Source organism: Microbacterium sp. SLBN-146, assembly GCF_006715145.1.
Lineage (GTDB): Bacteria > Actinomycetota > Actinomycetes > Actinomycetales > Microbacteriaceae > Microbacterium.
Genome location: NZ_VFMR01000001.1, coordinates 379,083 through 401,520, shown reverse-complemented (window position 1 = coordinate 401,520; position 22,438 = coordinate 379,083). Strand labels below are relative to the sequence as shown.

24 protein-coding genes are annotated in these 22,438 nt (G+C 70.5%); 14 read left to right on the top strand and 10 right to left on the bottom strand.

The annotated features are described in order from the left end of the window. Positions 1 to 30 precede the first annotated feature (30 nt). The 6 genes from FBY39_RS01595 (at position 31) to FBY39_RS01570 (ending at position 5,659) form a co-directional block, all read left to right on the top strand. Positions 31 to 1,215, top strand: coding sequence for an FAD-binding oxidoreductase (locus tag FBY39_RS01595; protein WP_260837392.1), 1,185 nt, complete (start codon positions 31 to 33; stop codon positions 1,213 to 1,215). After that, complete coding sequence (locus FBY39_RS01590) at positions 1,212 to 1,481, top strand: 2Fe-2S iron-sulfur cluster-binding protein (protein ID WP_141929926.1); 270 nt, start codon at positions 1,212 to 1,214, stop codon at positions 1,479 to 1,481. The genes FBY39_RS01595 and FBY39_RS01590 overlap by 4 nt, the downstream gene beginning before the upstream one ends. Next, the gene (locus FBY39_RS01585; protein ID WP_141929925.1) at positions 1,478 to 2,896 is read left to right on the top strand and encodes an NAD(P)/FAD-dependent oxidoreductase; all 1,419 of its coding nucleotides are present in this window, start codon (positions 1,478 to 1,480) and stop codon (positions 2,894 to 2,896) included. The genes FBY39_RS01590 and FBY39_RS01585 overlap by 4 nt, the downstream gene beginning before the upstream one ends. A gap of 27 nt (positions 2,897 to 2,923) precedes the next feature. Continuing rightward, complete coding sequence (locus FBY39_RS01580) at positions 2,924 to 3,850, top strand: dihydrodipicolinate synthase family protein (protein ID WP_141929924.1); 927 nt, start codon at positions 2,924 to 2,926, stop codon at positions 3,848 to 3,850. Position 3,851: 1 nt separating this feature from the next. Then, positions 3,852 to 4,853: a proline racemase family protein gene (locus FBY39_RS01575; RefSeq protein WP_141929923.1), complete on the top strand. Its 1,002-nt coding sequence runs from the start codon at positions 3,852 to 3,854 to the stop codon at positions 4,851 to 4,853. Positions 4,854 to 5,164: 311 nt separating this feature from the next. After that, complete coding sequence (locus FBY39_RS01570; RefSeq protein WP_141929922.1) at positions 5,165 to 5,659, top strand: hypothetical protein; 495 nt, start codon at positions 5,165 to 5,167, stop codon at positions 5,657 to 5,659. Here FBY39_RS01570 and FBY39_RS01565 read toward each other — a convergent pair. After that, positions 5,576 to 5,911, bottom strand: a complete 336-nt coding sequence (locus FBY39_RS01565) for a hypothetical protein (protein ID WP_141929921.1) — start codon at positions 5,909 to 5,911, stop codon at positions 5,576 to 5,578. The genes FBY39_RS01570 and FBY39_RS01565 overlap by 84 nt on opposite strands. Before the next feature lie 163 nt (positions 5,912 to 6,074). Between FBY39_RS01565 and FBY39_RS01560 the strand changes: the two genes are divergently transcribed. From FBY39_RS01560 to FBY39_RS01535, 6 genes are all read left to right on the top strand, one after another. After that, positions 6,075 to 6,365 carry a hypothetical protein gene (locus FBY39_RS01560; protein WP_141929920.1) on the top strand — a complete coding sequence of 97 codons (291 nt, stop codon included), beginning with the start codon at positions 6,075 to 6,077 and terminating at the stop codon, positions 6,363 to 6,365. Between the two features lie 11 nt (positions 6,366 to 6,376). Next, a complete protein-coding gene (locus FBY39_RS01555) occupies positions 6,377 to 6,697 on the top strand; it encodes an ATP-dependent DNA ligase (protein WP_141929919.1) in 321 nt (106 codons plus the stop codon). A 90-nt stretch (positions 6,698 to 6,787) separates the two neighbouring features. Continuing rightward, entirely contained in the window at positions 6,788 to 7,675 is an 888-nt protein-coding gene (locus FBY39_RS01550) for an SDR family oxidoreductase (RefSeq protein WP_141929918.1), read from the top strand. A 47-nt stretch (positions 7,676 to 7,722) separates the two neighbouring features. Beyond that, the gene (locus FBY39_RS01545) at positions 7,723 to 8,199 is read left to right on the top strand and encodes a hypothetical protein (RefSeq protein WP_260837391.1); all 477 of its coding nucleotides are present in this window, start codon (positions 7,723 to 7,725) and stop codon (positions 8,197 to 8,199) included. Then, positions 8,196 to 9,155 carry a cation diffusion facilitator family transporter gene (locus FBY39_RS01540; RefSeq protein WP_260837390.1) on the top strand — a complete coding sequence of 320 codons (960 nt, stop codon included), beginning with the start codon at positions 8,196 to 8,198 and terminating at the stop codon, positions 9,153 to 9,155. The genes FBY39_RS01545 and FBY39_RS01540 overlap by 4 nt, the downstream gene beginning before the upstream one ends. Before the next feature lie 79 nt (positions 9,156 to 9,234). Next, positions 9,235 to 10,620 carry an aminotransferase class V-fold PLP-dependent enzyme gene (locus FBY39_RS01535; RefSeq protein WP_141929917.1) on the top strand — a complete coding sequence of 462 codons (1,386 nt, stop codon included), beginning with the start codon at positions 9,235 to 9,237 and terminating at the stop codon, positions 10,618 to 10,620. Positions 10,621 to 10,747: 127 nt separating this feature from the next. Here FBY39_RS01535 and FBY39_RS01530 read toward each other — a convergent pair whose 3' ends face one another. From FBY39_RS01530 to FBY39_RS01490, 9 genes are all read right to left on the bottom strand, one after another. Beyond that, on the bottom strand, positions 10,748 to 12,427 hold the full coding sequence (locus FBY39_RS01530) for an amidase (protein ID WP_141929916.1): 1,680 nt from the start codon (positions 12,425 to 12,427) through the stop codon (positions 10,748 to 10,750). A gap of 3 nt (positions 12,428 to 12,430) precedes the next feature. Next, complete coding sequence (locus FBY39_RS01525) at positions 12,431 to 13,468, bottom strand: agmatine/peptidylarginine deiminase (RefSeq protein ID WP_141929915.1); 1,038 nt, start codon at positions 13,466 to 13,468, stop codon at positions 12,431 to 12,433. A 189-nt stretch (positions 13,469 to 13,657) separates the two neighbouring features. Further along, positions 13,658 to 14,203, bottom strand: a complete 546-nt coding sequence (locus tag FBY39_RS01520) for a flavin reductase family protein (RefSeq protein WP_141929914.1) — start codon at positions 14,201 to 14,203, stop codon at positions 13,658 to 13,660. An 11-nt stretch (positions 14,204 to 14,214) separates the two neighbouring features. Continuing rightward, entirely contained in the window at positions 14,215 to 15,333 is a 1,119-nt protein-coding gene (locus FBY39_RS01515) for an LLM class flavin-dependent oxidoreductase (protein ID WP_141929913.1), read from the bottom strand. 36 nt (positions 15,334 to 15,369) lie between these two features. Beyond that, positions 15,370 to 16,194, bottom strand: coding sequence for an ABC transporter ATP-binding protein (locus FBY39_RS01510; RefSeq protein WP_141929912.1), 825 nt, complete (start codon positions 16,192 to 16,194; stop codon positions 15,370 to 15,372). Continuing rightward, complete coding sequence (locus FBY39_RS01505) at positions 16,191 to 17,093, bottom strand: ABC transporter ATP-binding protein (RefSeq protein ID WP_141929911.1); 903 nt, start codon at positions 17,091 to 17,093, stop codon at positions 16,191 to 16,193. Before FBY39_RS01505 ends, FBY39_RS01510 begins: the two co-directional genes overlap by 4 nt. Beyond that, positions 17,077 to 17,943, bottom strand: coding sequence for an ABC transporter permease (locus FBY39_RS01500; protein WP_141929910.1), 867 nt, complete (start codon positions 17,941 to 17,943; stop codon positions 17,077 to 17,079). Before FBY39_RS01500 ends, FBY39_RS01505 begins: the two co-directional genes overlap by 17 nt. Then, positions 17,940 to 18,971: an ABC transporter permease gene (locus FBY39_RS01495; protein ID WP_141929909.1), complete on the bottom strand. Its 1,032-nt coding sequence runs from the start codon at positions 18,969 to 18,971 to the stop codon at positions 17,940 to 17,942. Before FBY39_RS01495 ends, FBY39_RS01500 begins: the two co-directional genes overlap by 4 nt. 4 nt (positions 18,972 to 18,975) lie before the next feature. Beyond that, a complete protein-coding gene (locus FBY39_RS01490; protein ID WP_222115641.1) occupies positions 18,976 to 20,484 on the bottom strand; it encodes an ABC transporter substrate-binding protein in 1,509 nt (502 codons plus the stop codon). 122 nt (positions 20,485 to 20,606) lie between these two features. Between FBY39_RS01490 and FBY39_RS01485 the strand changes: the two genes are divergently transcribed. Together FBY39_RS01485 and FBY39_RS01480 are read left to right on the top strand one after the other, a co-directional pair. Next, positions 20,607 to 21,296, top strand: coding sequence for an alpha/beta hydrolase (locus tag FBY39_RS01485; RefSeq protein ID WP_141929908.1), 690 nt, complete (start codon positions 20,607 to 20,609; stop codon positions 21,294 to 21,296). Continuing rightward, positions 21,293 to 22,345 (top strand): LLM class flavin-dependent oxidoreductase, encoded by a 1,053-nt coding sequence (locus FBY39_RS01480; protein WP_260837389.1) that lies wholly within the window; start codon positions 21,293 to 21,295, stop codon positions 22,343 to 22,345. The genes FBY39_RS01485 and FBY39_RS01480 overlap by 4 nt, the downstream gene beginning before the upstream one ends. Positions 22,346 to 22,438: the final 93 nt, after the last annotated feature.

Here is a 22,438-nt window from a genome sequence, read left to right as displayed (position 1 = left end):
TTGCGCTGAGGCATGCCGCGAGGAGGGCACGTGGTCTACGACGCCATCGTCATCGGGGCAGGGATCGTCGGCGCCGCCGTCGCCCGCGACCTCGCGCGCGAGGGCTTGTCGGTCGCCGTCGTGGAACGCCACTCCGCCGCATCCGGATCGTCCGCCCGCGGCGAAGGCAACATCCTCGTGTCGGACAAGGCGCCGGGTCCCGAGCTGGACCTCGCCCTCGTCGCGCGGGCCCGGTGGACGCAGGTCGCAGACGAGCTTCGGGATGAACTCGCGGGTGAATTGCCGGATATCGAGTTCGAGCACAAAGGCGGCGTCGTCGTGGCGACGCGGGGTGCAGATGTCGCCCCCCTCCTCGCTTTCGCAGCGGCGCAGAGGGATGCCGGTGTGCGCTGCGTCGTTCTCGAGCCCGGTGAGGCCCTCGAGCTCGAGCCGCACCTGAATCCCGCCATCTCCGCGGCCGTCCACTACCCCGACGACGCGCAAGTGCAGCCCGTCATCGCGACCGAGGCGCTCCTGCTCTCCGCGCGGCGGGCGGGAGTCGTCGTCATCGCGGGTGCCGAGCTGCTCGGTCCGGTCACCGGTCCGGGTGGGATCCTCCAGGGAGTGCAGACGAGTGCCGGCACGGTGCACGCACCCGTCGTCATCAACGCGGCGGGACCGTGGAGCGGCGACGTGGGTGCCCGTCTCGGTGCGCCGATCCCCGTGCAGCCGCGCCGCGGCGTGGTGCTCGTCACGACACGGATGCCGCCACGCGTGCACCACAAGGTCTACGACGCCGACTACGTGGGGGCGGTCGGCTCGGACTCCGACGAGCTGCAGACGTCGAGTGTCGTCGAGTCGACGCGCGCGGGCACCGTTCTCATCGGCTCGTCCCGTCAGCGGGTCGGATTCGCCGACGAACTGCGCGCCGACCTCATCGGCGAACTGTGTCGGAAGGCCCTCCTGCTCTTCCCCTTCTTGAGCTCTGCATCCGTCATGCGCTCCTACTCGGGGTTCCGGCCCTTCACACCCGACCATCTGCCGCTCATCGGGCGCGATCCGCGCGTCGAAGGCCTGTGGCACGCGACAGGACACGAGGGTGCGGGCGTCGGGCTGTCCCTCGCGACCTCCGCCTTCATCGCCGACGTGCTGACGGGTCGGCCTCCCGCGATCGATCCGTTCTTCGTCGGACTCACGCGTCCCGGCATCCTCGAGCCGGCAGAGGTCGCGTCGTGACGGCCTTGCGCGACGAGGTCGAGGGAGCGGGCGTCGTGCGCATCGAGGTCGGCGGTGAGGCCGTCGGCGGCTTCGAGGGCCAGTCGATCGCCGGGGTCCTCCTCGCCGCCGGTCGGATGGAGGGCTTCTTCTGCGGCATCGGCGTGTGCTTCGCGTGCGTCGCGACGGTCAACGGCCTCGCCGACGTGCGACTGTGTCAGCGCGATGCGAAGGACGGCGATGTCGTCACATGGCAGGCCACCCGACCGGGGGGTGCGGACGCATGAGGAGCGTCGTGATCGTCGGGGCGGGACCCGCGGGCCTCGCGGCCGCCGTGTCGGCGCTGGACGCGGGAGCCCGCGTGACTCTCATCGACTCCGACAGGTCGCTCGGAGGACAGTACTGGAGGGCGCTCCCGCGCGAGCGGGGCATCCCGGAGCGCGCGACACAGCACGGCTGGAAGCGATTCGCGGCACTGCGATCACGCGTCGAGCGCGATCCCTCCTGCGCGGTGTTCACGCGAACGCAGGTCTGGTCGCTCGAACGGACGACCGTGAGCGGGTCGGGCTTCGCGCTCAACCTTGCGACGGGTCCCGCGGACGGCGTCGGCCAGGAGCTGCGCACGATCCTTCCGGACGCGCTCGTCCTCGCGACCGGCGCGCACGACCGCACCCTCCCGTTCCCGGGATGGGAGCTGCCGGGGGTCGTGACGGGCGGCGCTGCCCAGGCGCTGGCCAAAGCCGAAGGCGTCCGGGTGGGCGCCGACGTCGTCATCGCCGGGGCAGGGCCGTTCCTGCTCCCCGTAGCGAAGGCCGTCGCGGCATCGGGGGGCCGTGTGCGGGGCGTCTTCGAAGCGGCGCGCGCGTCGACGGCGGTGCGCGGATGGATGCTGCCGGCCCCCGCGAGACTGCTCGCCGCCCCCTCGAAGTTCGCCGAACTCGCGGGCTACTCCGCCGCGCTCCTGCGCCGCGGCATCCCCTATCGGACCGGCACCGGCGTCATCGCCGCGCACGGGAGCAGGCGCGTGGACAGCGTGACGATCGCGCGCCTCGCGAAGGACTGGACGCCGATCGCGGGTACGGAGCGCACGATCGCCGCGGATGCCGTGTGTGTCAGTCACGGGTTCACTCCGCGCACGGAGCTCGCGCTCGCCGCCGGATGCGCCGTGACGGGGGCGGGCTTCGTCCGAGTCGACACGATGCAGCAGACGTCGGTGCCGGGGGTGTACGCCGCCGGCGAGCTGACCGGCATCGGCGGAGCACAGCTCGCGCTCGCCGAGGGCATGATCGCGGGGGCTGCGGCGGCGGGCGCGGAGGCATCCCTACCGCGCCACGCGTCGCGCGCGAGAACCGTGCACGCCGACTTCGCCCGCCGTATCGAGCGCGCTCACGGGATCCCGACGGGATGGGCGCAGGCCCTGCCCGACGACACGGTCGTCTGTCGCTGTGAGGGCGTCACGTGCGGTGACGTGCGACGCGCGGCATCCACGCTCGGCGAGCCCGGCCTGCGGTCGATCAAGCTGACGACCCGCGCGGGACTCGGGCTCTGCCAGGGCAGGATCTGCGGACGCTCGGTGGAGCAACTGCTCACGACACGACCTTCTCGCGATGGAGCGACGACCGACCGACGACCCCTCGTCACTCCGCAGCGGATCGGCGATCTCGCCGCGCTGGCTCCGGAAGCGAACTCCGACCGCCGCTGAGGCGGGCGGAAACAGAAAGGAAGCTCCATGAACAGTGCGCTCTCGCTGGGCGGTGTCGTCGTCGCGACGGCTCTCCCCTTCACGGCGGATTCTTCGGCGCCCGCCGGCCTCGCGGTGGACTACGACCGGTTCGCCGAGCACTGCGACTGGCTCATGTCGCAGGGATGCCGCGGCGTCGGCCCCAACGGATCCCTCGGTGAGTACTCGTCGCTGACCGACGCCGAGCGGCGGACCGTCGTCCAGGTCGCCGTCGAGGCCGTCGGTGATCGCGGCATCGTCGTGGCGGGCGTCCACGGCGCGGGCTGGCATCAGGCGAAGAAATGGGCCGAGCTCGCCGCCGAAGATGGCGCGCACGCGGTGCTCGCTCTCCCCCCGACGCTGTATCGCGCCAGCGACGCGGAAGTGATCGAGCACTACACCAGGATCGCGGGCGTCGGGCTGCCCGTCATGGCGTACAACAACCCGTTCGACACGAAGGTCGACCTCGTGCCGTCGCTCGTCGCCGAACTCGCCGCGATCGAGAACATCGTGGCGATCAAGGAGTTCTCGGGCGACGTGCGCCGCGCGTTCGAGATCGCCGAGCTGTGCGAGATCGACGTCATCGCGGGCGCTGACGACGTGCTGTTCGAACTCATGCTCGACGGCGCGGTCGGATGGTTCGCGGGATTCCCCAATGCCTTCCCGGCCGAGTCGGTCGAGATCTACGACCTCGTCCGCGCCGGGCGCATCACGGAGGCACGCGAGCTGTACCGTCATCTCGTGGCTGTCTTCCGCTGGGACTCGCGCACGGAGTTCGTGCAGGCGATCAAGCTCGGTATGGACATGGTCGGCCGCTACGGCGGACCCTGTCGCCCGCCGCGGGGTCCCCTGACGCCCGATCACGACCGCCGCGTGCGCGCCGATATGCGGCGCGCGATCGATCACCTCGAAAGCCGAGAGCGGGTGCCCGCCTGACATGCGCGCGAGCCGGATGTACTCGGCCGTCGACTCCCACACCGAGGGGATGCCGACGCGGGTCGTGACGGGCGGCATCGGCGTCATCCCCGGTGCCACGATGAACGAGCGCCGCCTCCACTTCATCGCGAACCTCGATCACATCCGGAAGATGCTCGTCAATGAGCCGCGCGGTCACGCGGCCATGAGCGGGGCGATCCTGCAGCCCCCGACTCGGCCGGATGCCGACTACGGCGTGCTGTTCATCGAGGTGTCCGGCTGCCTCCCGATGTGCGGGCACGGCACGATCGGGGTCGCGACGGTGCTCGTCGAAACCGGCATGGTGGAGGTCGTCGAGCCTGTCACCGTCATCCGTCTCGACACCCCCGCGGGCCTCGTCGTCGCGGCGGTCGCGGTCCGCGACGGGCACGCCGAGTCGGTGACGATCGAGAACGTGCCCGCCTACTGTGAACGGCTCGACGACGTGATCTCGGTACCCGGGCTCGGAGACGTGCCCTACAGCCTCGCGTTCGGCGGGAACTTCTACGCGATGGTGGAGCTCGACGATGTCGGTCTGCCGTTCGACCGCGCCGCGAGCACGAGGATCCTCGACGCCGGCCTTCGCATCATGGATGCCATCAACACGCAGGCTCCGCCGCGGCATCCCGAGATCGACGGTGTCGACCACTGCCATCACGTCGAGTTCCTCGCGCCCGGTTCGAATGCCGCGCACTCCCGCCACGCGATGGCGATCCACCCTGGGTGGTTCGACCGTTCGCCGTGCGGGACCGGAACGTCCGCGCGCATGGCGGAACTGTGGGCGAGGGGGGAACTGGCGCTCGGGGCCGACTTCGTGAACGAGTCCTTCATCGGATCTTCCTTCACGGGGCGACTTCTGCGTGAGACCGATGTGGGTGGTATCCCCGCTGTCGTGCCGACCGTCACGGGTCGCGCGTGGATCACGGCGATCAGCCAGTACGTCCTGGATCCGAGCGATCCGTTCCCCGAGGGTTTCGCGTTCTGACGGCGTGTCGTTGATTTTCGGTGATGCGTGAGGCATGATCGCCGCATCGTCGAACGCCGTGCACGCGGGCCACAAACCTCACCGTCACGGCGACGTCTTCCGGGGGGAGGGTGTGTCGATGCGGTCCGAGACCCAGGGGAAATCGGGCCGGAGTGCTCGCAGTGGAGAAGACGTCGGGGGAGGGCGAGATGTTCGCTCGGGAGTATGCACCGCAAGACCTTGTGCTGTTCGTGTGGCCATCGAGATCCGGTTCTGAACCGCCGCCTCGAGGAGAGGCCTCGCGGGCCGAGATCGGGTCATCGTCGTGGGCCATGGAGGCCGCGAAGGCCGAGCGGGTGCGCGTCCTGGTGTCCGTCTTCGAAGACACGATCATCGGCGCGTGGCGGGTGACGGGCAGCGTCAGCATTCTCGCTCAGCCCGAGGGCAAGAGTCGCAGGGTGAATCGTGCGACCTTCTCGACGGTCGATGACCCGCGCCTGCACTACCTGTGGGGGCAGCCCTCGCAAGTGCCCCGCCGCCGGAATCCGCAGACGACGATCGAACTCCGCGACCTCTGGGGTGCCCAGACGCTTCTGGAACACGAGGGCGCGGCCCCCGGCTTCGGCGTCGCGAGGATCGGCGACTTCACTCTCACGGTGCGCCAGGACGGCACTGCCGATCTGCTGTACCCCGCGCGCTCGCCCGTCACGCTGCGCCCCGAGAGCTCGCCTGCGGGGCGGCCCTCAGTCGGCGGCCGCCGCGATCTCGATGGGGCCGCCGTCGACCTGGCCAGGGACGAGAACGATCCCGCCCGACGAGTGAGCTGAGTTGGCGAGTTCCTCGAGCCATTCGCGGCTGAGTTCGGGCGGCTCGGGGTCGCTGAAGGTGAAGCGCAGCGGGATCGACGGGTGAAGCCACAGAGTCGTGCGGCCGCCGGGGTGACCCTCCGGGTGGGTCCATGACACCGTGAAGCTCTCGCCGCGGCGGAGCTTCGTCGCGATGACGACCTTGAGGTGTGCGAGCGCACGGTCTTCGATGTCGATGGGCGTCGCAGAACCGCCGTAGTAGATGGTGCCCACGCAGCAACACTAACGGGTTAGCAGGGCGCGCCCCTAGCGTCAACCGGGTGCGTCCCGGGGGCTTGCGATGACACGCTTGCGTGATCGACACATGAAGACGTTCATGCGCGGATCCACTCACCGGATGCTGCGTGGCAGTGAGATCGGATCCCCGAGGAGAATCATGAAGGACCTGCTGATCAACGGCACCCGATTTCTGACGACCGATGACATCGCCGATGCGACGCTGGAGTACTCAGCCCTCCTCGCCCAGTTCCGCCGGGTCGACACCGTCCGCTTCCCCGCCGTCGTGGCCGGGACGACCGCGCAGACGGCCGTCGCGGTGGGGGCCGGCGCGCAGGTCGCCGTCGTCGACGCGCCGGATGTCATCTCCGTGAGACTCGCGGGCGCCCCCGAGGCGGCAGCGCGGATCCGCCGCAGCCACGCAGAGTACGACGTCGACTTCGCCGAGTAAACTGGGGCCCTATGGGCAGATTCATCTACGACACGATGGCGAACTCGGTCGACCTCGAAGACCGCACGCTCGCACATCTGCGCATCGTCATCATGAACAAGCTCCGCCGGTCCGAGCCCTTCATGTTCGACGTCGAGCTCAACGATGGCACGGGACGCCGGTCCTTCTGGATCCACCCCTCGATCCCCATCCAGCTGCACTTCTTCGGAACGCGGCACCCGCGCATCAACCGCCTGTGGGTCGAAGAGCTCATGCTCGCGGCGAGCGGACCCAACGGTCTCACGATCGTTCCCGAGCCGACGGAATCCGACGCCGATTCCGACGAAGGCTGACATGGCGGGCACCCTCGGTGGCGCCTGTCAAGGGGGATGAGCGCCTCGCGCCTGTCTGCCTAAAGTGGGGCTCCGACGAGAGGAGCTCCCATGACCGAACAGGCCATGCAAGACCCGCGCGACGCGCATCGCGCGGAAGGATTCCCTGCTCAGGACCAGACCCAGCCGGGAACGACCAGCGAGACCCGCCCGTCCCCTGACCACGGCGAAGAGTCCTATCGCGGGTCTCGTCGGCTGACCGGCCGACGTGCGCTCATCACGGGAGGAGACTCCGGGATCGGACGCGCGGTCGCGATCGCCTACGCGCGCGAGGGTGCGGACGTTTCGATCGTGCATCTTCCGGAGGAGCAGGAAGACGCTGATGACACCGTCCGCCTCGTCGCCGACGCGGGCCGGCGGGGCCTCAGCCTCGCGGGAGACATCCGCGACGAGGAGTTCGCGACGTCGGTCGTCACCACGACGATCGAAGCCTTCGGCGGTGTCGACATCGTCGTGCTTAACGCCGCATACCAGAAAGACCGGGAGAGTCTCGCGACCCTTGAGACGGACGAGTTCCAGCGCGTCTTCCGCACGAACCTCGACGGCATGATGTTCACTGCGCGCGCCGCCGTCCCCCATCTCACAGCCGGGTCGTCCATCATCGTGACGTCGTCTGTGCAGGCATTCAACCCGTCGCCCGGCCTGATCGACTACGCAATGACGAAGGCGGCGCAGGTCGCATTCGTCAAAGCTCTCGCGGAGCAGCTCGGTCCGGAGGGCATCCGCGTCAACGCCGTCGCCCCCGGACCCATCTGGACGCCGCTCATCCCCGCGACGGGCTGGGACGAGGAGCGACTCGCGACCTTCGGCAAGGACACCCCTCTCGGTCGCGCGGGACAGCCGGCGGAACTCGCGGGCGCCTACGTGTATCTGGCATCCGACGCGGCGTCCTACGTCTCGGGGGCGGTGCTGCCCGTCACGGGCGGCAAACCGCTGTGATGTGACGTCCTCGCGCCGACACCGACTCTTGCAGGAGGGAGCTCGCGATGGCACATCCGCTCGTTCGCCGCTCGGCGGCAGCCGTTCTCGTCGTCGTGCTCGTGCTCTTCGCGCCGGCGTGCGGCATCCCGCGGGACCCGGACCGTACCCTCGATCGCGTGACGGGCGCGACCCTGAGAGTCGGGGCATCGCCGCACGAGGGACTCGTCATCGTCGACGACGGTGTGGTCTCGGGATCGCTCGCGACGCTCATCGAGGGTTTCGCCGACGATCGAGACGCTGAGATCGAGTGGACGGTCGACAGCGAGGAAGGCCTCGTCGACAGGCTCGAGCGGGGATCCCTCGACCTCGCGATCGGAGGTATGACGGATGCCACGCCCTGGGGGGATCGGGTGAGCGTCACGCGGGGATACCCCGATCTGGCGGGCAGCGCGGGCTCGAACATCGTCGTCCTCCTTCCGATGGGCGAGAACGCACTGCAGGCGGCGCTCGAGACCTACCTCGATCGCGAGGCGCGACCGTGAAATCGCTCGGACGCACCGATCTCCCGATCGAGCAGCGCGAGGCCCTGCATTCCGCTATCCGGTGGGAGTGGTTCACCATCGGCTACACGTGTGTCACGATCGCGCTGATCGCCTTCGTCGTCGGCGGATCGCAGGCAATGAAGACCGCCTGGATCGAAGACATGCTGTCGCTCATCCCTCAGGCCTCCTTCCTCGTCGCCCTGCTGCTCATCCGTCACCGCCCGACGCGCCGGTTCCCCTACGGGCTCCACCGGGCGATGGGAGTTGGGCATCTCGTCGCGGGAGTGGCGCTGGTCGCGATCGGCGGCACTCTCGCCGTCGAAGCGATCGTCGCTCTCGTGACGGCCGAGCACCCCGCGATCGGCACGGTCTCCCTCTTCGGGGCGACGGTGTGGATGGGGTGGCTCATGATCGGCGTCATGGTCCTCATCGTGATCGGACCGCTCTTCTACGGCCCGGCCAAGGCGCGTCTCGCCCCGGTCATCCACAACAAGGTCCTCTACGCCGACGCTGACATGGCGAGGGCGGACTGGCATACCAATGCCGCATCCATCGTCGGAGTCCTGGGCATAGGCATCGGGTGGTGGTGGCTCGATGGCGCAGCGGCTCTGTTCATCTCACTGGGAATCGTGTGGGACGGATACCGCAACACCCGCTCGGCCGTCCGTGATCTGATGGACCAGCGCGCACTGACACACGACGACTCCGAGCCCGATCCGCTCTTCGGTCGCATCGTCGATGCCCTCGTGGCGCAGCCGTGGATCGACCAGGCATCCGTGCGAATGCGCGACATGGGGCAGGTCTTCCACGTCGAGGCGTTCGTGGTTCCCGTGCGCAGCCGCGTGCGGATCGACCAGCTCGATGCGGCGCGCGAAGCGATCGCGGCCCTCGATTGGAAGGTGCAGGACGTCGTCGTCGTGCCCGTACCTTCACTGCCCGATGAATCGGAGCGCTGACATGGTGTCGCGCGTTGCCGCGCGGCATCCGTCCTCCTATCGTTGAGCGGGGCCGATCGCGCCCCCGACAGGAGCTGGAATGAGCGACGCCGCTGCGCCCCGACGCATGCACGAGATCTCGGACGAGACGCACGCCGTCGTCGACGTCGTCCTCGACTACGCACGTCGGCGCGCGCTGTACGAGGACATCCCGCTCGACAAGCCCCTCTCGCCCCGCGAACTGTCGCGTCTGGCCTCGGGGTCCATCACGGCCGACGGCATCGGCGCCCGCCGCGCGACGGCACTGTGGGAGAACGTGCTCGCTCCCGCGTGCGTCACGACGGACCACCCCACGTACCTGTCGTTCATCCCGTCGGCGCCGAGCAAGGCCGCGAGCGCATTCGACCTGGTGGTGTCGGCCTCGGCGATCTACGGCGGCTCCTGGATCGAGGGGTCCGGCGCCGTCTTCGCCGAGAACGAGGTGCTCCACTGGCTCGCGTCGGAGTTCGGCCTGCCCGCGGGAGCGGGAGGTGTCTTCGTCCAGGGAGGCACGATCGGCAATCTCTCCGCGCTCGTGACGGCACGGGATGCCGCGCGCCGCAGCCGTCGTGAGGCGGGCCGCGCGCTCCCCGATCGTTGGGTGGTCGTGTGCAGTGCCGAAGCGCACTCGTCGATCGCCTCGGCGGCAGCCGTCATGGACATCGAGGTCGCGACGGCGGCCCCAGACGAGCACGGTCGGCTTCACGGGGACGCCGTCGAAGCGGTGCTCGACGCGCACGGTGACGCCGTCTTCGCCGTCGTCGCGACAGGCGGGACGACGAACTTCGGCATCGTCGACGACATCGCCTCGATCGCCGACGTCACGAAGGCGCGGGACGTCTGGCTCCATATCGACGGTGCCTACGGGCTCGCGGCGATGCTGGTGGACCGGATGCGACCGGCATTCGCGGGTGTCGAGCGGGCCGACTCGGTCATCGTCGATCCGCACAAGTGGCTGTTCGCGCCGTTCGACGCGTGCGCGCTGATCTACCGTGATCCGGGGCTCGCCCGCGTCGCGCACACGCAGCACGCCGAGTACCTCGACACGCTCACGGACAAGGCCGACTGGAATCCGTCCGACCTCGCGATTCAGCTCACGCGGCGCGCGCGGGGTCTTCCGCTGTGGTTCTCCCTCGCGACCTACGGCACCGACGAGTATCGCGCGGCCATCGGCTACGGCATCGACCTCGCCCGCCGGATCGCCGACGAGATCGCGGTCCGTCCCGGACTCTCGCTCGTGCGCGACCCGGAGCTGTCGGTCGTCGTGTTCCGGCGGGAGGGCTGGACCCTCGCCGACTACCAGGCGTGGTCGGACCGGCTCCTCGAGGAGCAGATCGGCTTCGTCGTGCCCTCGTCCCACGCGGGCGAGCCTGTCCTGCGCTTCGCGATCCTGAGCCCCCTGACGACCTTCGAGATCCTCACCGACATCCTCGACACCCTCGCCTGACCCCGCCCCTGCGTGCCTCGTCGAGACCCCGGGTTCTCGACGAGCGACCCCGTTGTATGCGCGCATTGTCGGGGTGTCTCGGCGAGATCGCGGTTTCTCGACGGAGGAGGGGGAGGGGGAGGGGGAGTTAGAGACGGGGGGTGCGCGGGGGTGGGGTGCGGCGCGGGCGCAGCGACTCGAAGGCGGATGCCAGACGCAGGAGCGCCACGTCGTCGTAGGCGCGGCCGGCGAACGTCAGGCCGACCGGCATCCCGATGTCGGACATCGTGCCCAGCGGGACCGTCACCGTAGGGATGCCGAGGTGCCGGATCGCGAGGTTGCCGTTCGCGACCCACACGCCGTTCCGCCAACCGAGGTCGGCGGATTCGGTGTTGACGTCCATGTCGGCGGGCCCGACGTCGGCGACGGCCGGGAAGACGACGGCATCGAGCCCGAGCCCGTCCATCCATTCCTCGAGATCGATGCGGCGCGTCTCTTCGAGTCCCGCGAGTCCCGCGGGCAGCTCCGGCATGTCCTCGGGACCGACCCCGGGGTGGGTGCGCACCCAGTCGGGGTACTCCGCGATGTCGTCGTCGAACCCCGTGTAGCGATCGGGGAGCGCGCCGGGCGGAGGCGGGAAGATGGTCGCGCCGTCGACGTCCGCGAGGGTCGAGAGGCCGGGGTCGCCGTTCGCGGCGAGGAAGTCCTCCCACCCCCACGCCGACAGATCGACGATCTCGCGCTTCAGGTAGTCCGCCGACACGAGACCCCGCGTCGCGATCGTCGGGGCACCCGGCCGGTCGCCTTCGTAGTTCGACACGACCGGGAAGTCGACCTCGACGACCTCGGCACCCGCCGCTTCGAGGTCGCGCCGCGCCGCCTCCCACAGGGCGAGAACCGATGCGCGGGTGCGGATGCGCGTGCCGGTGGGGCCGCCGATGCCGACGCCGTCGGGCTCGTGATCGGCGTTGATGTACATGCGCGGCACGCCGACTCGGCGGCCGTCGAGAGCGGAGCCCGACGCCGCGACCCCCGGGTAAGACGGGGGACGGTGCGTCGCGGCATCCGGGATCTCGACCCACCGCTGCGTACGCCAGAAGTCGCCGCGCGTCTCGGAATCGGGCGCGACGATGACGTCGAGTACCTCCAGGAGGTCCGCCATCGTGCGGGTGTGCGGCACGACGACGTCCATCGTCGGGACGAGCGGCCAATTGCCGCGCACCGAGATGACGCCCCGCGACGGCGTGTAGGCGCAGAGGGCGTTGTTCGACGCCGGGCCGCGTCCGCTCGACCACGTCTCCTCACCCAGGCCGAACGCCGCGAAGCTCGCCGCCGTCGCGGTGCCCGAGCCGTTCGACGAGCCCGACCCGAACGGCGCCGTGAGGAACGCCGGGTTGTACGGACTCTCGGCGCGACCGTAGAGCCCGCGCTGCATTCCGCCGTTGGCCATCGGCGGCATGTTCGTGAGGCCCAGGCAGATCGCGCCGACCGCGCGCAGCCGCTCGATCGTGAAGGCGTCGCGTTGCGCCACGAGGTCGGCGAACGCGGGGCTGCCCGCGGCGGCGGTGAGACCCTTCACGAGGTACGAGTCCTTCGCGGTGTAGGGGATCCCGTCGAGGGGACCGCGGGTCTCACCGCGGGACCGGCGCAGATCGGATGCCGCGGCCTCGGCCCTCGCGGCAGGGTTGCGGACGACGACGGCGTTGAGCTCCCCGTCGTACGCCTCGATGCGCGCGAGGTAGGCGTCGACGAGGTCGCTCGCCGTCGCCCGGCCCGACTCCAGGGCAGCGCGCAGCTCGGCGATGCTCCGCTCGACGACGTCGAACATCGGTCAGGCTCCCGCGAGCGCGGGCTGCTGCTGCGTGATGCAGTGGATGCCGCCGCCGCGGGCGAAGATCTCGCGTGCGTCGACGGTGACCACGCGCCGGCCCGGGTAGGCGTCTTCGAGGATTGCCCGGGCCGTGGCATCCGCCCGCTCCTCCCCGAACCCGCACGCGATCACGCCGCCGTTGACGACGAGGTGATTGACGTAGCTCCAGTCGACGAAGCCCTCGTGGTCGCGGAGCGTCTCGGGGGCGGGGAGGTCGATGATGTCGAAGCCGCGGCCTGCGGCGTCGGTCTCGTTCTCGAGCTGCGCGCGCAGCTCGCGGGTCACCTCGTGGTCGGGATGCCCGGGGTCGTTCTGCGCGTGGAGGAGAAGACGGCCGGACGAGGGGATCGTCGCGACGATGTCGACGTGCCCGTTGGTGCCGAAGTCGTCGTAGTCGCGGGTGAGTCCGCGGGGGAGCCAGATCGTCTTGCGGGCGCCGAGGGTGCGGGCGAACTCCGCCTCGACGCGCGGTCTGTCGGCGAAGGGGTTGCGTCGAGGGTCGAGCTGGACCGTCTGGGTGGCGAGCACGGTTCCCTCGCCGTCGACGTGGATGCCGCCGCCCTCGTTGACGAGGACCGAGCTCACGAGCTCCGACCCGACCAGGTCGCTCACGAACCGGGCGATCTCGGCGGACTTCTGCCACTCGGCCCACTCGGGCGCGCCCCAGCCGTTGAAGATCCAGTCGACGGCGCCGAGGACACCGGGACGCTCGTCGTCGACGACGAAGGTGGGTCCGAAGTCGCGCATCCAGAACTCGTCGAGCGGCGCCTCGACGAGGTCCACGGCACCGCCCAGCAGGCGCCGGGCGCGTGCGATCTCGGTCGGGTCCACGACCATCGTGACCGGCTCGAACTCGGCGGTCGCGAGAGCGACGGCGCTCCACGCGGCGTAGCAGGCCTCCGCCTCGGCGGCGGTCGACCCGAGGGTCAGGCCCTCGCGCGGGAACGCCATCCACGTGCGGTCGTGCGGAGCGGTTTCGGCGGGCATGCGCCAGGCCATGGTTCCCCCTTCAGCGGTGCTGAACCGAGGGTACTCGGTCGGGTGCCGCAGTCCGGGTGTTCAGGATTCAGTCTTCGGCCGCCGGACGGCGGACGGGGTTGGCGGAAACCCGCGCCTCGGGCGCGCGGGGCATGTCGCGCAGACTGAATTCTGAACGCTGCGGACCGGTGAGGGCGGGCGCTGCCCGGCTCAGGGGTCCACGCGGGAGTGCTCGCCCAGGCGGTGCCACGTGCGGTTGTGGTAGACGAGGGCTTCGCTGTCGTCGCGGGCTACGTGCGACTGCAGCGCGTGCGCCGCGATGATGGTGGAGCCCCCCGCGTCCATCCGATCGACGACGACGCAGCGCACCCACGCGCGGACGTCGCGGTAGACGGGTTCGCCCGTCACGAGCCGCGACCACCGGTGCGTCTCGGCGAAGCGGTCGATGCCGCTCGTGGCGCCCAGCTGCGCGACCGTCAGGTCGTGCGCGTCGAGCAGGTGCACGACGACGGTCTCGGCCCTCGAGAGGACGGATGCCGCCGACGACAGTGCCGAGATCGAGAAGACGAGGAGCGGCGGGTCGGCGCTCACCGATGACACGGAGGTCGCCGTGAGCGCCACGGGGCCATCGCCGGCATCGGCGGTGATGACGGCGACGCCCCCCGGATGTCCGCGGAACAGTGCCTTGTAGTCGTCAGGAGCGAGGGATGCCGCGAAGGCGCGCGGCGACGCGGGGGCGGAGGCGTGAAGGGTCATGGAGTTCTCCTTCAGGCGGGTTGCAGAGCGGATGCTTCGTCGCGCAGGCGTGCGCCCTCGCGGAGGAGCGGGATGAGCTCGTCTCCCCACTGGACGACGTCGCCGAGCGGATCGAACCCGCGGATGAGGAACTTCGTGACACCGAGGTCGTAGTACTTCAGGAGCGCCTCGGCGACCTGCGCGGGTGTCCCGACGGGTGCCGTCGAGTTGCCGCTCGGACCGGTCAGTCGCGTGATCCCGAGCCACAGCCGTTCGTCGTGGACGTCGGACGCTCGCGCGTGCCGCTGCAGCAGGTCGGCCGACACCGAGACCTCTTCGCGCTGCGCGGGGGCGGTGAAGGCGAGCGTGTTGCCCGTCGCGTTCTGCGCGATGAGCGTTTCGGTCTCCTCGTAGATGCGCTGCGCCTTGGCCCATGCCTCGTCCTCCGTCGCCGCGACGATGGGCCGGGTCGAGAGGCTGAACTCGACGTCGCGTCCGTGCGCGGCCGCCGCCGCGCGGACGGCCGCGATCCGTTCCGCAACGTCCGCGAGCGGCTCACCGAAGAGCATGTACACGTCGGCGTACGCAGCCCCGACCTCCACGGCGCCGTCCGAGAGTCCCCCGAAGTAGATCGGGATGCCGGCATCCGTCGCGGGCTTCACGGCGGAGAATCCGCCCTGGATGCGATAGAACTCGCCGTCGTGGTCGAAGGGCTCCGCTGCCGTGAGCGCGGTGCGCAGGACCTCGATGAACTCGCCCGTGCGCCGGTAGCGGTCCCGCTTCGCGCTGAAGTCGCCGTCGCGGCGCTGATCGGCGTCGCTGCCGCCCGAGATGTGGTGGATCGCGACGCGTCCTCCTCCTGTGAGGTGATCGAGCGTCGCGAGCTTGCGGGCGACGATCGTCGGGGCGACGAACCCGGGCCGGTGGGCGATGAGGACCTTGAGGGCGTCGGTCGCATGGAGGGCGGCCGCGGCCACCGCGAACCCGTCGGGCGCGCTCGCGCTGTAGCCGATGAGGACGCGGTCGAACCCGGCTGCTTCGTGGGCGCGGGAGAAGTCGCGCACGTACTGCGGGTCGACGAGCGGGCCGTCGAGACGTCGCGACTCCGATCCGGCGGTCGTCGCGATCATTCCGAGGATCTCGATGGACATGGTGTCTCCTTCTGTCGTGCGATTGCTGTCGTGCGTTCAGGCGTCGATGGCGGCGCGAAGGGCGGCGCGTTCGGTGCGATCCGCTCCCGCGACGCCGATCACGGGCACCGAGGCGATGAGCAGGCGGGTGTACGGATGCCGGGGGCGTGCCACGACCTGGCGGGTCGGACCGTCTTCGACGATGCGCCCCCGGTAGAGCACGACGAGGCGGTCGCTCAGCGCGGCGAGCGAGCCGATGTCGTGCGAGATGACGAGCATGCCGAGCCGCTCGCGATGGGCGTCGCGGAGCGCGATGAGGGTGCGGATGATGCGGTCGCGGCTCGCCGCGTCGAGGGCGCTGACGGGTTCGTCGAGCAGCAGCAGGCGTGGCTGCATGACGAGCGCACGGGCGATCGCGGCGCGCTGCCGCTGCCCGCCCGACAGGTGCCCGGGCAGGCGCCCGGCCAGCTCGGGGTCGAGGCCGACGTCGCGGAGCGCCGCGGCGATGCGTCGCGTCCGTTCTTCCGACGGGACACGCGCGATGCGGAGTCCCTCGGCGATCGAATCGACGACCCGCACGCCGGGATCGAGGGACCGGAGCGGGTCCTGGAAGACGTACTGCACGGCCCCCTCGCGTCGCCACGCCCGCAGCGTGCCGCCGCGGAGTCCCCGGACATCGCGGCCGTCGATGCGGAGGGAACCGGCGGCGACCGGGACGGAGCGCAGGATGGACCGCGCGAGCGTCGTCTTACCCGACCCCGATTCGCCGACGACGCCGACGACCTCTCCGGCTCGGAGCCTCAGCGAGACCTCGTCGAGCACCCGCGTCAGCGGGGCACGGCCGAGGTCGACGCTCACGCCGTCGATGTCGAGAAGGCTCATACGATGCTCCCCAGGTAGCGCTCGAGCCCGTAGGCGGAGTGGGCGGCGAGGAGCGACCGCGTGTACGCGTGACCGGGAGTCGACAGGACGCGCGCCGTGCCGCCCCCCTCGACGACGCGCCCGTCCTGGAAGACGAGCACCCGTTCGCAGACGTTCGACACGACGGCGAGGTCGTGCGAGACGAGGATGAGCGCGAGGCCGCGCGCGGCGCGCAGGTCGCGCAGGAGGTCGAGGAGCTCGGCCTGCACCGTGACGTCGAGCGCCGTCGTCGCCTCGTCGGCGATCAGGACGTTGGGGTCGGTCGCGAGCGCGAGGGCGATCAGGATGCGTTGCAGCATCCCGCCCGAGAGCTCCCCGACGCGCTGACGCAGGACGCGGTCGACGTCGCGGAGCCCGAGCTGCGCGAGGAGGTCGCGCGCTCGTTCGCGCGTCTCGCGGCGGGGGACGCGCGCCGTGACCCGGAGCACCTCTTCGAGCTGCGCTCCGATGCGCGCGGCGGGATTGAGGTACGACGCGGGGTCCTGGAAGACGGCGGAGATCCGGTGCCCGCGGATGCCGCGCCACTGGCGCTCCGATGCATCCGCCATGTCGGTGCCGTCGACGAGGACGCGTCCGCCGCTGACGTGCGTTCCCGCCGGGAGGATGCCGAGGAGTGCGCGGCACGTGAGGCTCTTGCCGCTCCCGGACTCGCCGACGATCCCGAGCATCTCGCCGCGGCGGACGGCGAGATCGACCCCGTGCACGAGCTCCGTGCCGTCGGACGTCGAGATGCGCAGGCCCTGCACCGCCACGAGGGGCGGTGCGATGAGGGATGCCTCGTCGAACGAGGGCCCGAGCGCCTCCCCTCGCGTCGTGGACGACGAGCGGGAACGGGCGAGGATGTCAGACGCCGAGGTCATGGGGCTCCTTCCGGGAAAGGGTGGTTCCACGCGCCACGGCATCGAGACCGAAGGCATCCCGCGCGGCATCCGCCAGCAGATTGAGCGAGCCGACCGTCACGATGATCACGAGCGCCGGGGCGACGGGTCCGAGAGGACGCTGCGTCAGGTACTCGAGATCGCTCGCCAGCATCCCGCCCCACGTCGGGGTCGGGGGGACGACGCCGATCCCGAGGAAGGTGAGCGACGAGACGACGAGGAGCGAGCCGCCCAGTGCCCCGATCGCCGTCACGACGACCGTCGGCGTCACGTGGCGCCAGAGGTGTGCGCGCACGAGCCACCCGGGTGACGCGCCGAGGAGCGTCGCCGCCTCGATGTAGGGGGCCGTGCTCACCGACAGGGCGGCTGCGCGGGCGACGCGGAAGAACCCCGGCGCGAGAAGGATGCCGATCGCGACCATCGCCGGGATGAGGCCGTTCCCGAGCAGGGCGGCGAACACGATCGCGAAGAGGATGAACGGCAGAGCGAGGACCGCATCGGCGAGACGCAGGCTCGCCCATTCGGCGGGCCGCGGCGCGAACACCGACAGGACGCCGGGGATGACGCCGAGCAGGAAGCCGATCGTCGTCGCGAGGAGCGCCGCGAGCAGCGAGAGCGGGGCGCCCGCGAGGAGGCGGCTGAGCACGTCGCGACCGACGTAGTCGGTGCCGAGGAGGTGCGCCCAGGACGGTCCCTGGAGGGCTGCGGCCGTGTCCTGCGCGAGCGGGTCATAGGGCGCGAGCCAGGGTCCGAAGACGCCCGCGATCGCGACGAGGCCGAGGACGACGAGGGCGACGCGCAGCGTCCACCCCGCGTTCCAGAGACGCGTCATGCCGTGCTCCTCTCGTTCGCGCCGAGCCGGCCGAGCACGATCCCGACGACGATTCCGGATGCCACGACGAGCGCGATGCTCACGAGCAGAACGCCCTGGACGACCGGCACATCACCCGACAGTGCCGCCTGGCGCGCGAGCATCCCGAGTCCCGGCATCCCGAACACGGCCTCCGTGATGACGGCGCCGCCGACGAGCCGGGGGACGTGCAGTCCCAGCGTCGCGACGGCCGGGCCGAGCGCGTTCGGAAGAGCGTGGCGCAGCACGATGCGCGGGCGTCCGAGCCCGTGGACCGTCGCGGCGACGACGTAGTTCTGGGTGAGGCTTCCCACGAGGCTCGTCCGCAGCTGCCGCGAGAGGTCGGCCGCGGCGTCGAGACTCAGCGCGATCGAGGGGAGGACGAGGCACGCGAGCCACGCGCCGACGCTGATCGTCGGCGGAACGTATCCGCCCACGGGAAGAATCGGGACCGCGAGGGCGAAGACGAGGATGAGGGCGATGCCGGCGACGAACGCGGGGATCGTCGCGAGGACGGCGCAGACCGCCGTGATGCCCCGGTCGATCCAGCTTCCGCGCGCCACGGCGGCGAGGATCCCCGTGGACCCGCCCAGGACCACCGCGACGAGCGTCGCGCCGACGGCGATCGAGAGGCTCACGGGAAAGGCCTGTGCGATCGACTGGGCGACGGGGATGCCGCTGAACCAGGCCGTCCCGAGGTCTCCCGTGAGCGCCGACGTCAGCCAGTCGACGTAGCGGACGAGGAGCGGCTGGTCCAGGCCGTACACGGCGTTGAGTCGCGCGATGTCCTCGGGGGTCGCCTGATCGCCGAGCGCGACGGCGGCGGGATTCGACCCGCTCCACGCGCCGAGGGCGAAGGTGAGGAAGGTCGCGATGAGGAAGACGGTCGCCGCCTGCGCCGCGATCGCGAGCACCGACCAGGACCCTCGGCGCGCCCGTGCCCCGAACCCGGGGACCGGGCCGCGGGCGGTGATCGCTCCACCCGCGGCTTCGGTCTGCGTGAGTGTCATCCGCTCACTCCTCGATCGTGACGTCCTCCCAGCGCTGCACGTCGATCCAGTGCTGGATCCCCGTGACCTTCGCCGGGTGGACGAGAATGCGCGGCCAGGTGAAGAGGAAGGTGTTGGGCATCTGCTCGACGGCGATCGCGACGGCATCCTGCAGCTTCTCCTCGTAGTCGTCGGCATCCGTCGGCGTCGCGCGGGCCGTGTCGATCGCCGCGATGAGCTCGTCGGGAGTGTTCCGCCCCAGGTTCATGAGGCCTTCGGGCCCGTAGAGCACTTCGAGCGCCTGGAGCGGCGACTGGCGGCCCGAGAAGCTGTCGAGAACGAAGGGATACGTCCGGTTGATGTAGTTGTTGGCGTTGGGCGGCAGGACCGTGAGGGTGGCCCGGATGCCGGCATCCGCCCACTGCGCCTGCAGGACCTCGGCGATCGCGCTGTCGGCTTCGGTGATGCCGAGCTCGACATCGATCCCGTCGGGGTGGCCCGCTTCGGCGAGAAGCTCGCGCGCCTCGTCGGGGTCGTAGGGGTAGAGGTCCTCGAGGTCGGCGTCGTAGGCGCTGTATCCCTCGGGGAACGGCTGGAAGTTCGGCGTCCCCTCTCCGAAGTAGGCGCCGTCGACGAGCGCCTGCCGGTCGGTCGCGTGGCTGATCGCCTGCAGGACGCGCGGGTCGTCGTAGGGCGCGACGGTGTTGTTCACGTCGATCGTGCGTACCGTCAACGCCGTGATCCGCTCGACCTCGAGTCCCGCCGACTCCGATGCCTGCACTTGCGACGGCGGAATGAGCGCGACGTCCCACTGGCCTGTCTGAACACCGGCGACGACCGTCGCGGGGTCGGTCACGGGAGCGATGCGGAACTCGTCGATGTGGATGCGATCGGCGTTCCAGTACTCCTCGCTCTTGACGAGATCGGCGTGCGCATTGGGGACGTACTCCACGAGCTCGAACGGTCCCGAGCCCTCGGGCTGGGTCGCGAGCGTCGTGGGGTCGTCGAACGCGGCGGGGTTGACGATGAACCCGGTCTTGCCGGCGAAGAGGTAGGGCACTTGGTAGTCGGCCTGGTCGAGGTGCACCGTCACGGTGCGCTCGTCGACCGCGTCCACCCCCGTGACGATCTTGAGCTGACCTGCGAGCGTCGAGTCGGCCTGGTCCCGACCGCGTTCGAGGTTCGCCTTGACGGCATCCGCATCGATGGGCGTGCCGTCGGCGAACACGAGCCCGTCCCGCAGAGTGAACGTGACGGCTGTGCCGTCGTCGGCGTACGTCCACGACTCGGCGAGCCCCGGGACGACCTCTCCCTCGGGATCGAGCTGCGTCAGTCCGTCGTAGACGAGGGCCAGCGCGTGCGTGTCCCACCCGGCGACCGAGGTCACGGGATCCCAGCTCGTCGGCAGAGCCCACCCCCACGTGAGGCTCGTCGGAGCGGGCACGTCGTCGGCGGCGGGCTGGGTCGCGCAGCCGGAGAGGGCGAGGGCGGCGACGGCGAGCGTCGCGGCGAAAGAGCGGGTGGTCGAGGTCATGGTCAGCGACGGTAGGCGTCTGCCACTCCCGTGTGACGACGCCATGACCATCGCGTTCATCCGGTGCAACACGGCGTCACATGCTTGCGTCCCCTGCCACCGCGCCGGGGACGATGAGCACCATGACCTCGACAGCACTCGTCGCCCCTGCCCTCTGGAGCCCGCCGCCGTCCGTCCGTGTGCGCGGCACCCTCGCCGTCGTCGCGGGGAGCGGCGAGACGACGCGCGTCTACGAGCGACTCGGCCGCAGGCTCGCGGGGGACGGCTACCTCGTGGGGGTGTTCGAGACGGATGCCGCGAACGACGCCGCGGCATGGCTCGCGGCGCAGCAGGTCGAGCCGCGTGTGCTCGTCGGGTCGGACAGTGGCGCGGCGGCGGTCCTCGTTCGCGCAGACGGCGCCGACGGTGTCGTCGTCGCAGGACTCCCCGTCGCGGGAGCTGCCGGCGGGTCGGCGGAGGAGCGCACGGCGTGCCCCGTGCACCTCGGAGTGCTGTCCGAAGCGACGGTCGATGCCGCCGGCACGGACGCGGTCGAGATCCCGGATGCTGCGACCCTCGCCGCGATCGCGGTGCCCGTCCTTGCGTTCCACGGGGGCGCCGATCCGATCGCGCCGTTCGCGCAGGCGGCGGCCGTCCTCGAGGTGATCCCCGAGCTGGAGCTCGTCGAGACCGTCGACGGACTCCACGACGCCCTCAACGACCAGACGCACCGCTCCGTCGCGGCGCGGATCGTCCTGTGGCTCGAGCGCCTGCGCGGCGCCGGGGTGCGGCATCCGCTCGTCCGCGACGCCCGCGTGCAGGAGGACTCATGACGATCGATCTCGGCTATTGGACCCCCGTCTACGGCGGATTCCTGCGGAACGTGCGCGACGAGGAGGGGATGGCCGCGACGTGGGACTCGATCCGCGACGTGTCGGTCACCGCCGACCGCCTCGGGTATCACACGACCCTCGTGCCGGAGCTGTACCTCAACGACCGCAAGGGGATCGATGCGCCGAGCCTCGAGGCGTGGTCGCTGTCGGCGGCGATCCTCGCCGTGACGAGTCGCCTCCGCGTCATGACGGCGGTCCGACCCGGGTTCCACCTCCCGGCAGTGCTCGCGAAGACCGTGTCGACGCTCGACTCGATCGCGCCGGGCCGCGTGGCGCTCAACGTCGTCGCGGCGTGGTGGGCCGAGGAGGCCCGGCAGTTCGGCGGGCGCTTCACGACGCACGACGCGCGCTACGTGCAGGCGGAGGAGTTCGTGCAGGTGCTGCGCGGACTGTGGGATCGGAGCCCCTTCACGTTCGCCGGCGACTACTACGAGCTCGAGGACACGATCGTCGAGCCGAAGCCCTCGGCGAGCCCCGTCATCTTCGCGGGCGGCGAGAGCGAAGCGGGCAAGGAGTCGATCGCGCGCTTCGCCGACGCCTACGTCATGCACGGCGGCACGCTCGAGGAGGTTCGGGCGAACGTCGCCGACATCGACGAGCGGTCGCTTCGTGTCCACGGTCGGCGCATCGCCGAGATCGGGATGCCGGCCTATGTCATCGTGCGCGACACCGAGGCGGAGGCCCAGCGCGAGCTCGAACGCATCACGACGGTCGACCCTCGCTCTCCCGGGTATGCGTCGTTCGAGGAGTTCCAGCGCAACTCGAAGCTGTCGCTCGAGCTGACCAAGCGCGAGTACTCGGTCGGAACACGCGGACTCCGGCCGAACCTCGTCGGAACGCCCGAGCAGGTGGCGGAGCGGATCCGCGCGTATTCCGACGCGGGCATATCGCTCCTGCTCATCCAGGCATCGCCGCTCGAGGAAGAGCTCGAGCGCATCGCGGAGCAGGTCTTCCCCCTCGTCCCGCGCCCCGCTCCCGCGCTCGTGTAGCCGTCGCCGTATCGAGGAGATCCGCGATTCCGAGGGCCTCTGCGCGGCATCCCTCCTCAGAATCGCGGATCTCCTCGGTTCTGCGGGGCACGG

What these genes read in the sequence shown, in the direction of transcription:
- FBY39_RS01585 (WP_141929925.1), top strand. Translation starts at nt 1,478, where the DNA reads ATGAGGAGCGTCGTGATCGTCGGGGCGGGACCCGCGGGCCTCGCGGCC.
- FBY39_RS01580 (WP_141929924.1), top strand. Translation starts at nt 2,924, where the DNA reads ATGAACAGTGCGCTCTCGCTGGGCGGTGTCGTCGTCGCGACGGCTCTC.
- FBY39_RS01575 (WP_141929923.1), top strand. Translation starts at nt 3,852, where the DNA reads ATGCGCGCGAGCCGGATGTACTCGGCCGTCGACTCCCACACCGAGGGG.
- FBY39_RS01570 (WP_141929922.1), top strand. Translation starts at nt 5,165, where the DNA reads ATGGAGGCCGCGAAGGCCGAGCGGGTGCGCGTCCTGGTGTCCGTCTTC.
- FBY39_RS01560 (WP_141929920.1), top strand. Translation starts at nt 6,075, where the DNA reads ATGAAGGACCTGCTGATCAACGGCACCCGATTTCTGACGACCGATGAC.
- FBY39_RS01555 (WP_141929919.1), top strand. Translation starts at nt 6,377, where the DNA reads ATGGGCAGATTCATCTACGACACGATGGCGAACTCGGTCGACCTCGAA.
- FBY39_RS01550 (WP_141929918.1), top strand. Translation starts at nt 6,788, where the DNA reads ATGACCGAACAGGCCATGCAAGACCCGCGCGACGCGCATCGCGCGGAA.
- FBY39_RS01545 (WP_260837391.1), top strand. Translation starts at nt 7,723, where the DNA reads ATGGCACATCCGCTCGTTCGCCGCTCGGCGGCAGCCGTTCTCGTCGTC.
- FBY39_RS01535 (WP_141929917.1), top strand. Translation starts at nt 9,235, where the DNA reads ATGAGCGACGCCGCTGCGCCCCGACGCATGCACGAGATCTCGGACGAG.
- FBY39_RS01530 (WP_141929916.1), bottom strand. Translation starts at nt 12,427, where the DNA reads ATGTTCGACGTCGTCGAGCGGAGCATCGCCGAGCTGCGCGCTGCCCTG.
- FBY39_RS01525 (WP_141929915.1), bottom strand. Translation starts at nt 13,468, where the DNA reads ATGGCCTGGCGCATGCCCGCCGAAACCGCTCCGCACGACCGCACGTGG.
- FBY39_RS01520 (WP_141929914.1), bottom strand. Translation starts at nt 14,203, where the DNA reads ATGACCCTTCACGCCTCCGCCCCCGCGTCGCCGCGCGCCTTCGCGGCA.
- FBY39_RS01515 (WP_141929913.1), bottom strand. Translation starts at nt 15,333, where the DNA reads ATGTCCATCGAGATCCTCGGAATGATCGCGACGACCGCCGGATCGGAG.
- FBY39_RS01510 (WP_141929912.1), bottom strand. Translation starts at nt 16,194, where the DNA reads ATGAGCCTTCTCGACATCGACGGCGTGAGCGTCGACCTCGGCCGTGCC.
- FBY39_RS01505 (WP_141929911.1), bottom strand. Translation starts at nt 17,093, where the DNA reads ATGACCTCGGCGTCTGACATCCTCGCCCGTTCCCGCTCGTCGTCCACG.
- FBY39_RS01500 (WP_141929910.1), bottom strand. Translation starts at nt 17,943, where the DNA reads ATGACGCGTCTCTGGAACGCGGGGTGGACGCTGCGCGTCGCCCTCGTC.
- FBY39_RS01495 (WP_141929909.1), bottom strand. Translation starts at nt 18,971, where the DNA reads ATGACACTCACGCAGACCGAAGCCGCGGGTGGAGCGATCACCGCCCGC.
- FBY39_RS01490 (WP_222115641.1), bottom strand. Translation starts at nt 20,484, where the DNA reads ATGACCTCGACCACCCGCTCTTTCGCCGCGACGCTCGCCGTCGCCGCC.
- FBY39_RS01485 (WP_141929908.1), top strand. Translation starts at nt 20,607, where the DNA reads ATGACCTCGACAGCACTCGTCGCCCCTGCCCTCTGGAGCCCGCCGCCG.
- FBY39_RS01480 (WP_260837389.1), top strand. Translation starts at nt 21,293, where the DNA reads ATGACGATCGATCTCGGCTATTGGACCCCCGTCTACGGCGGATTCCTG.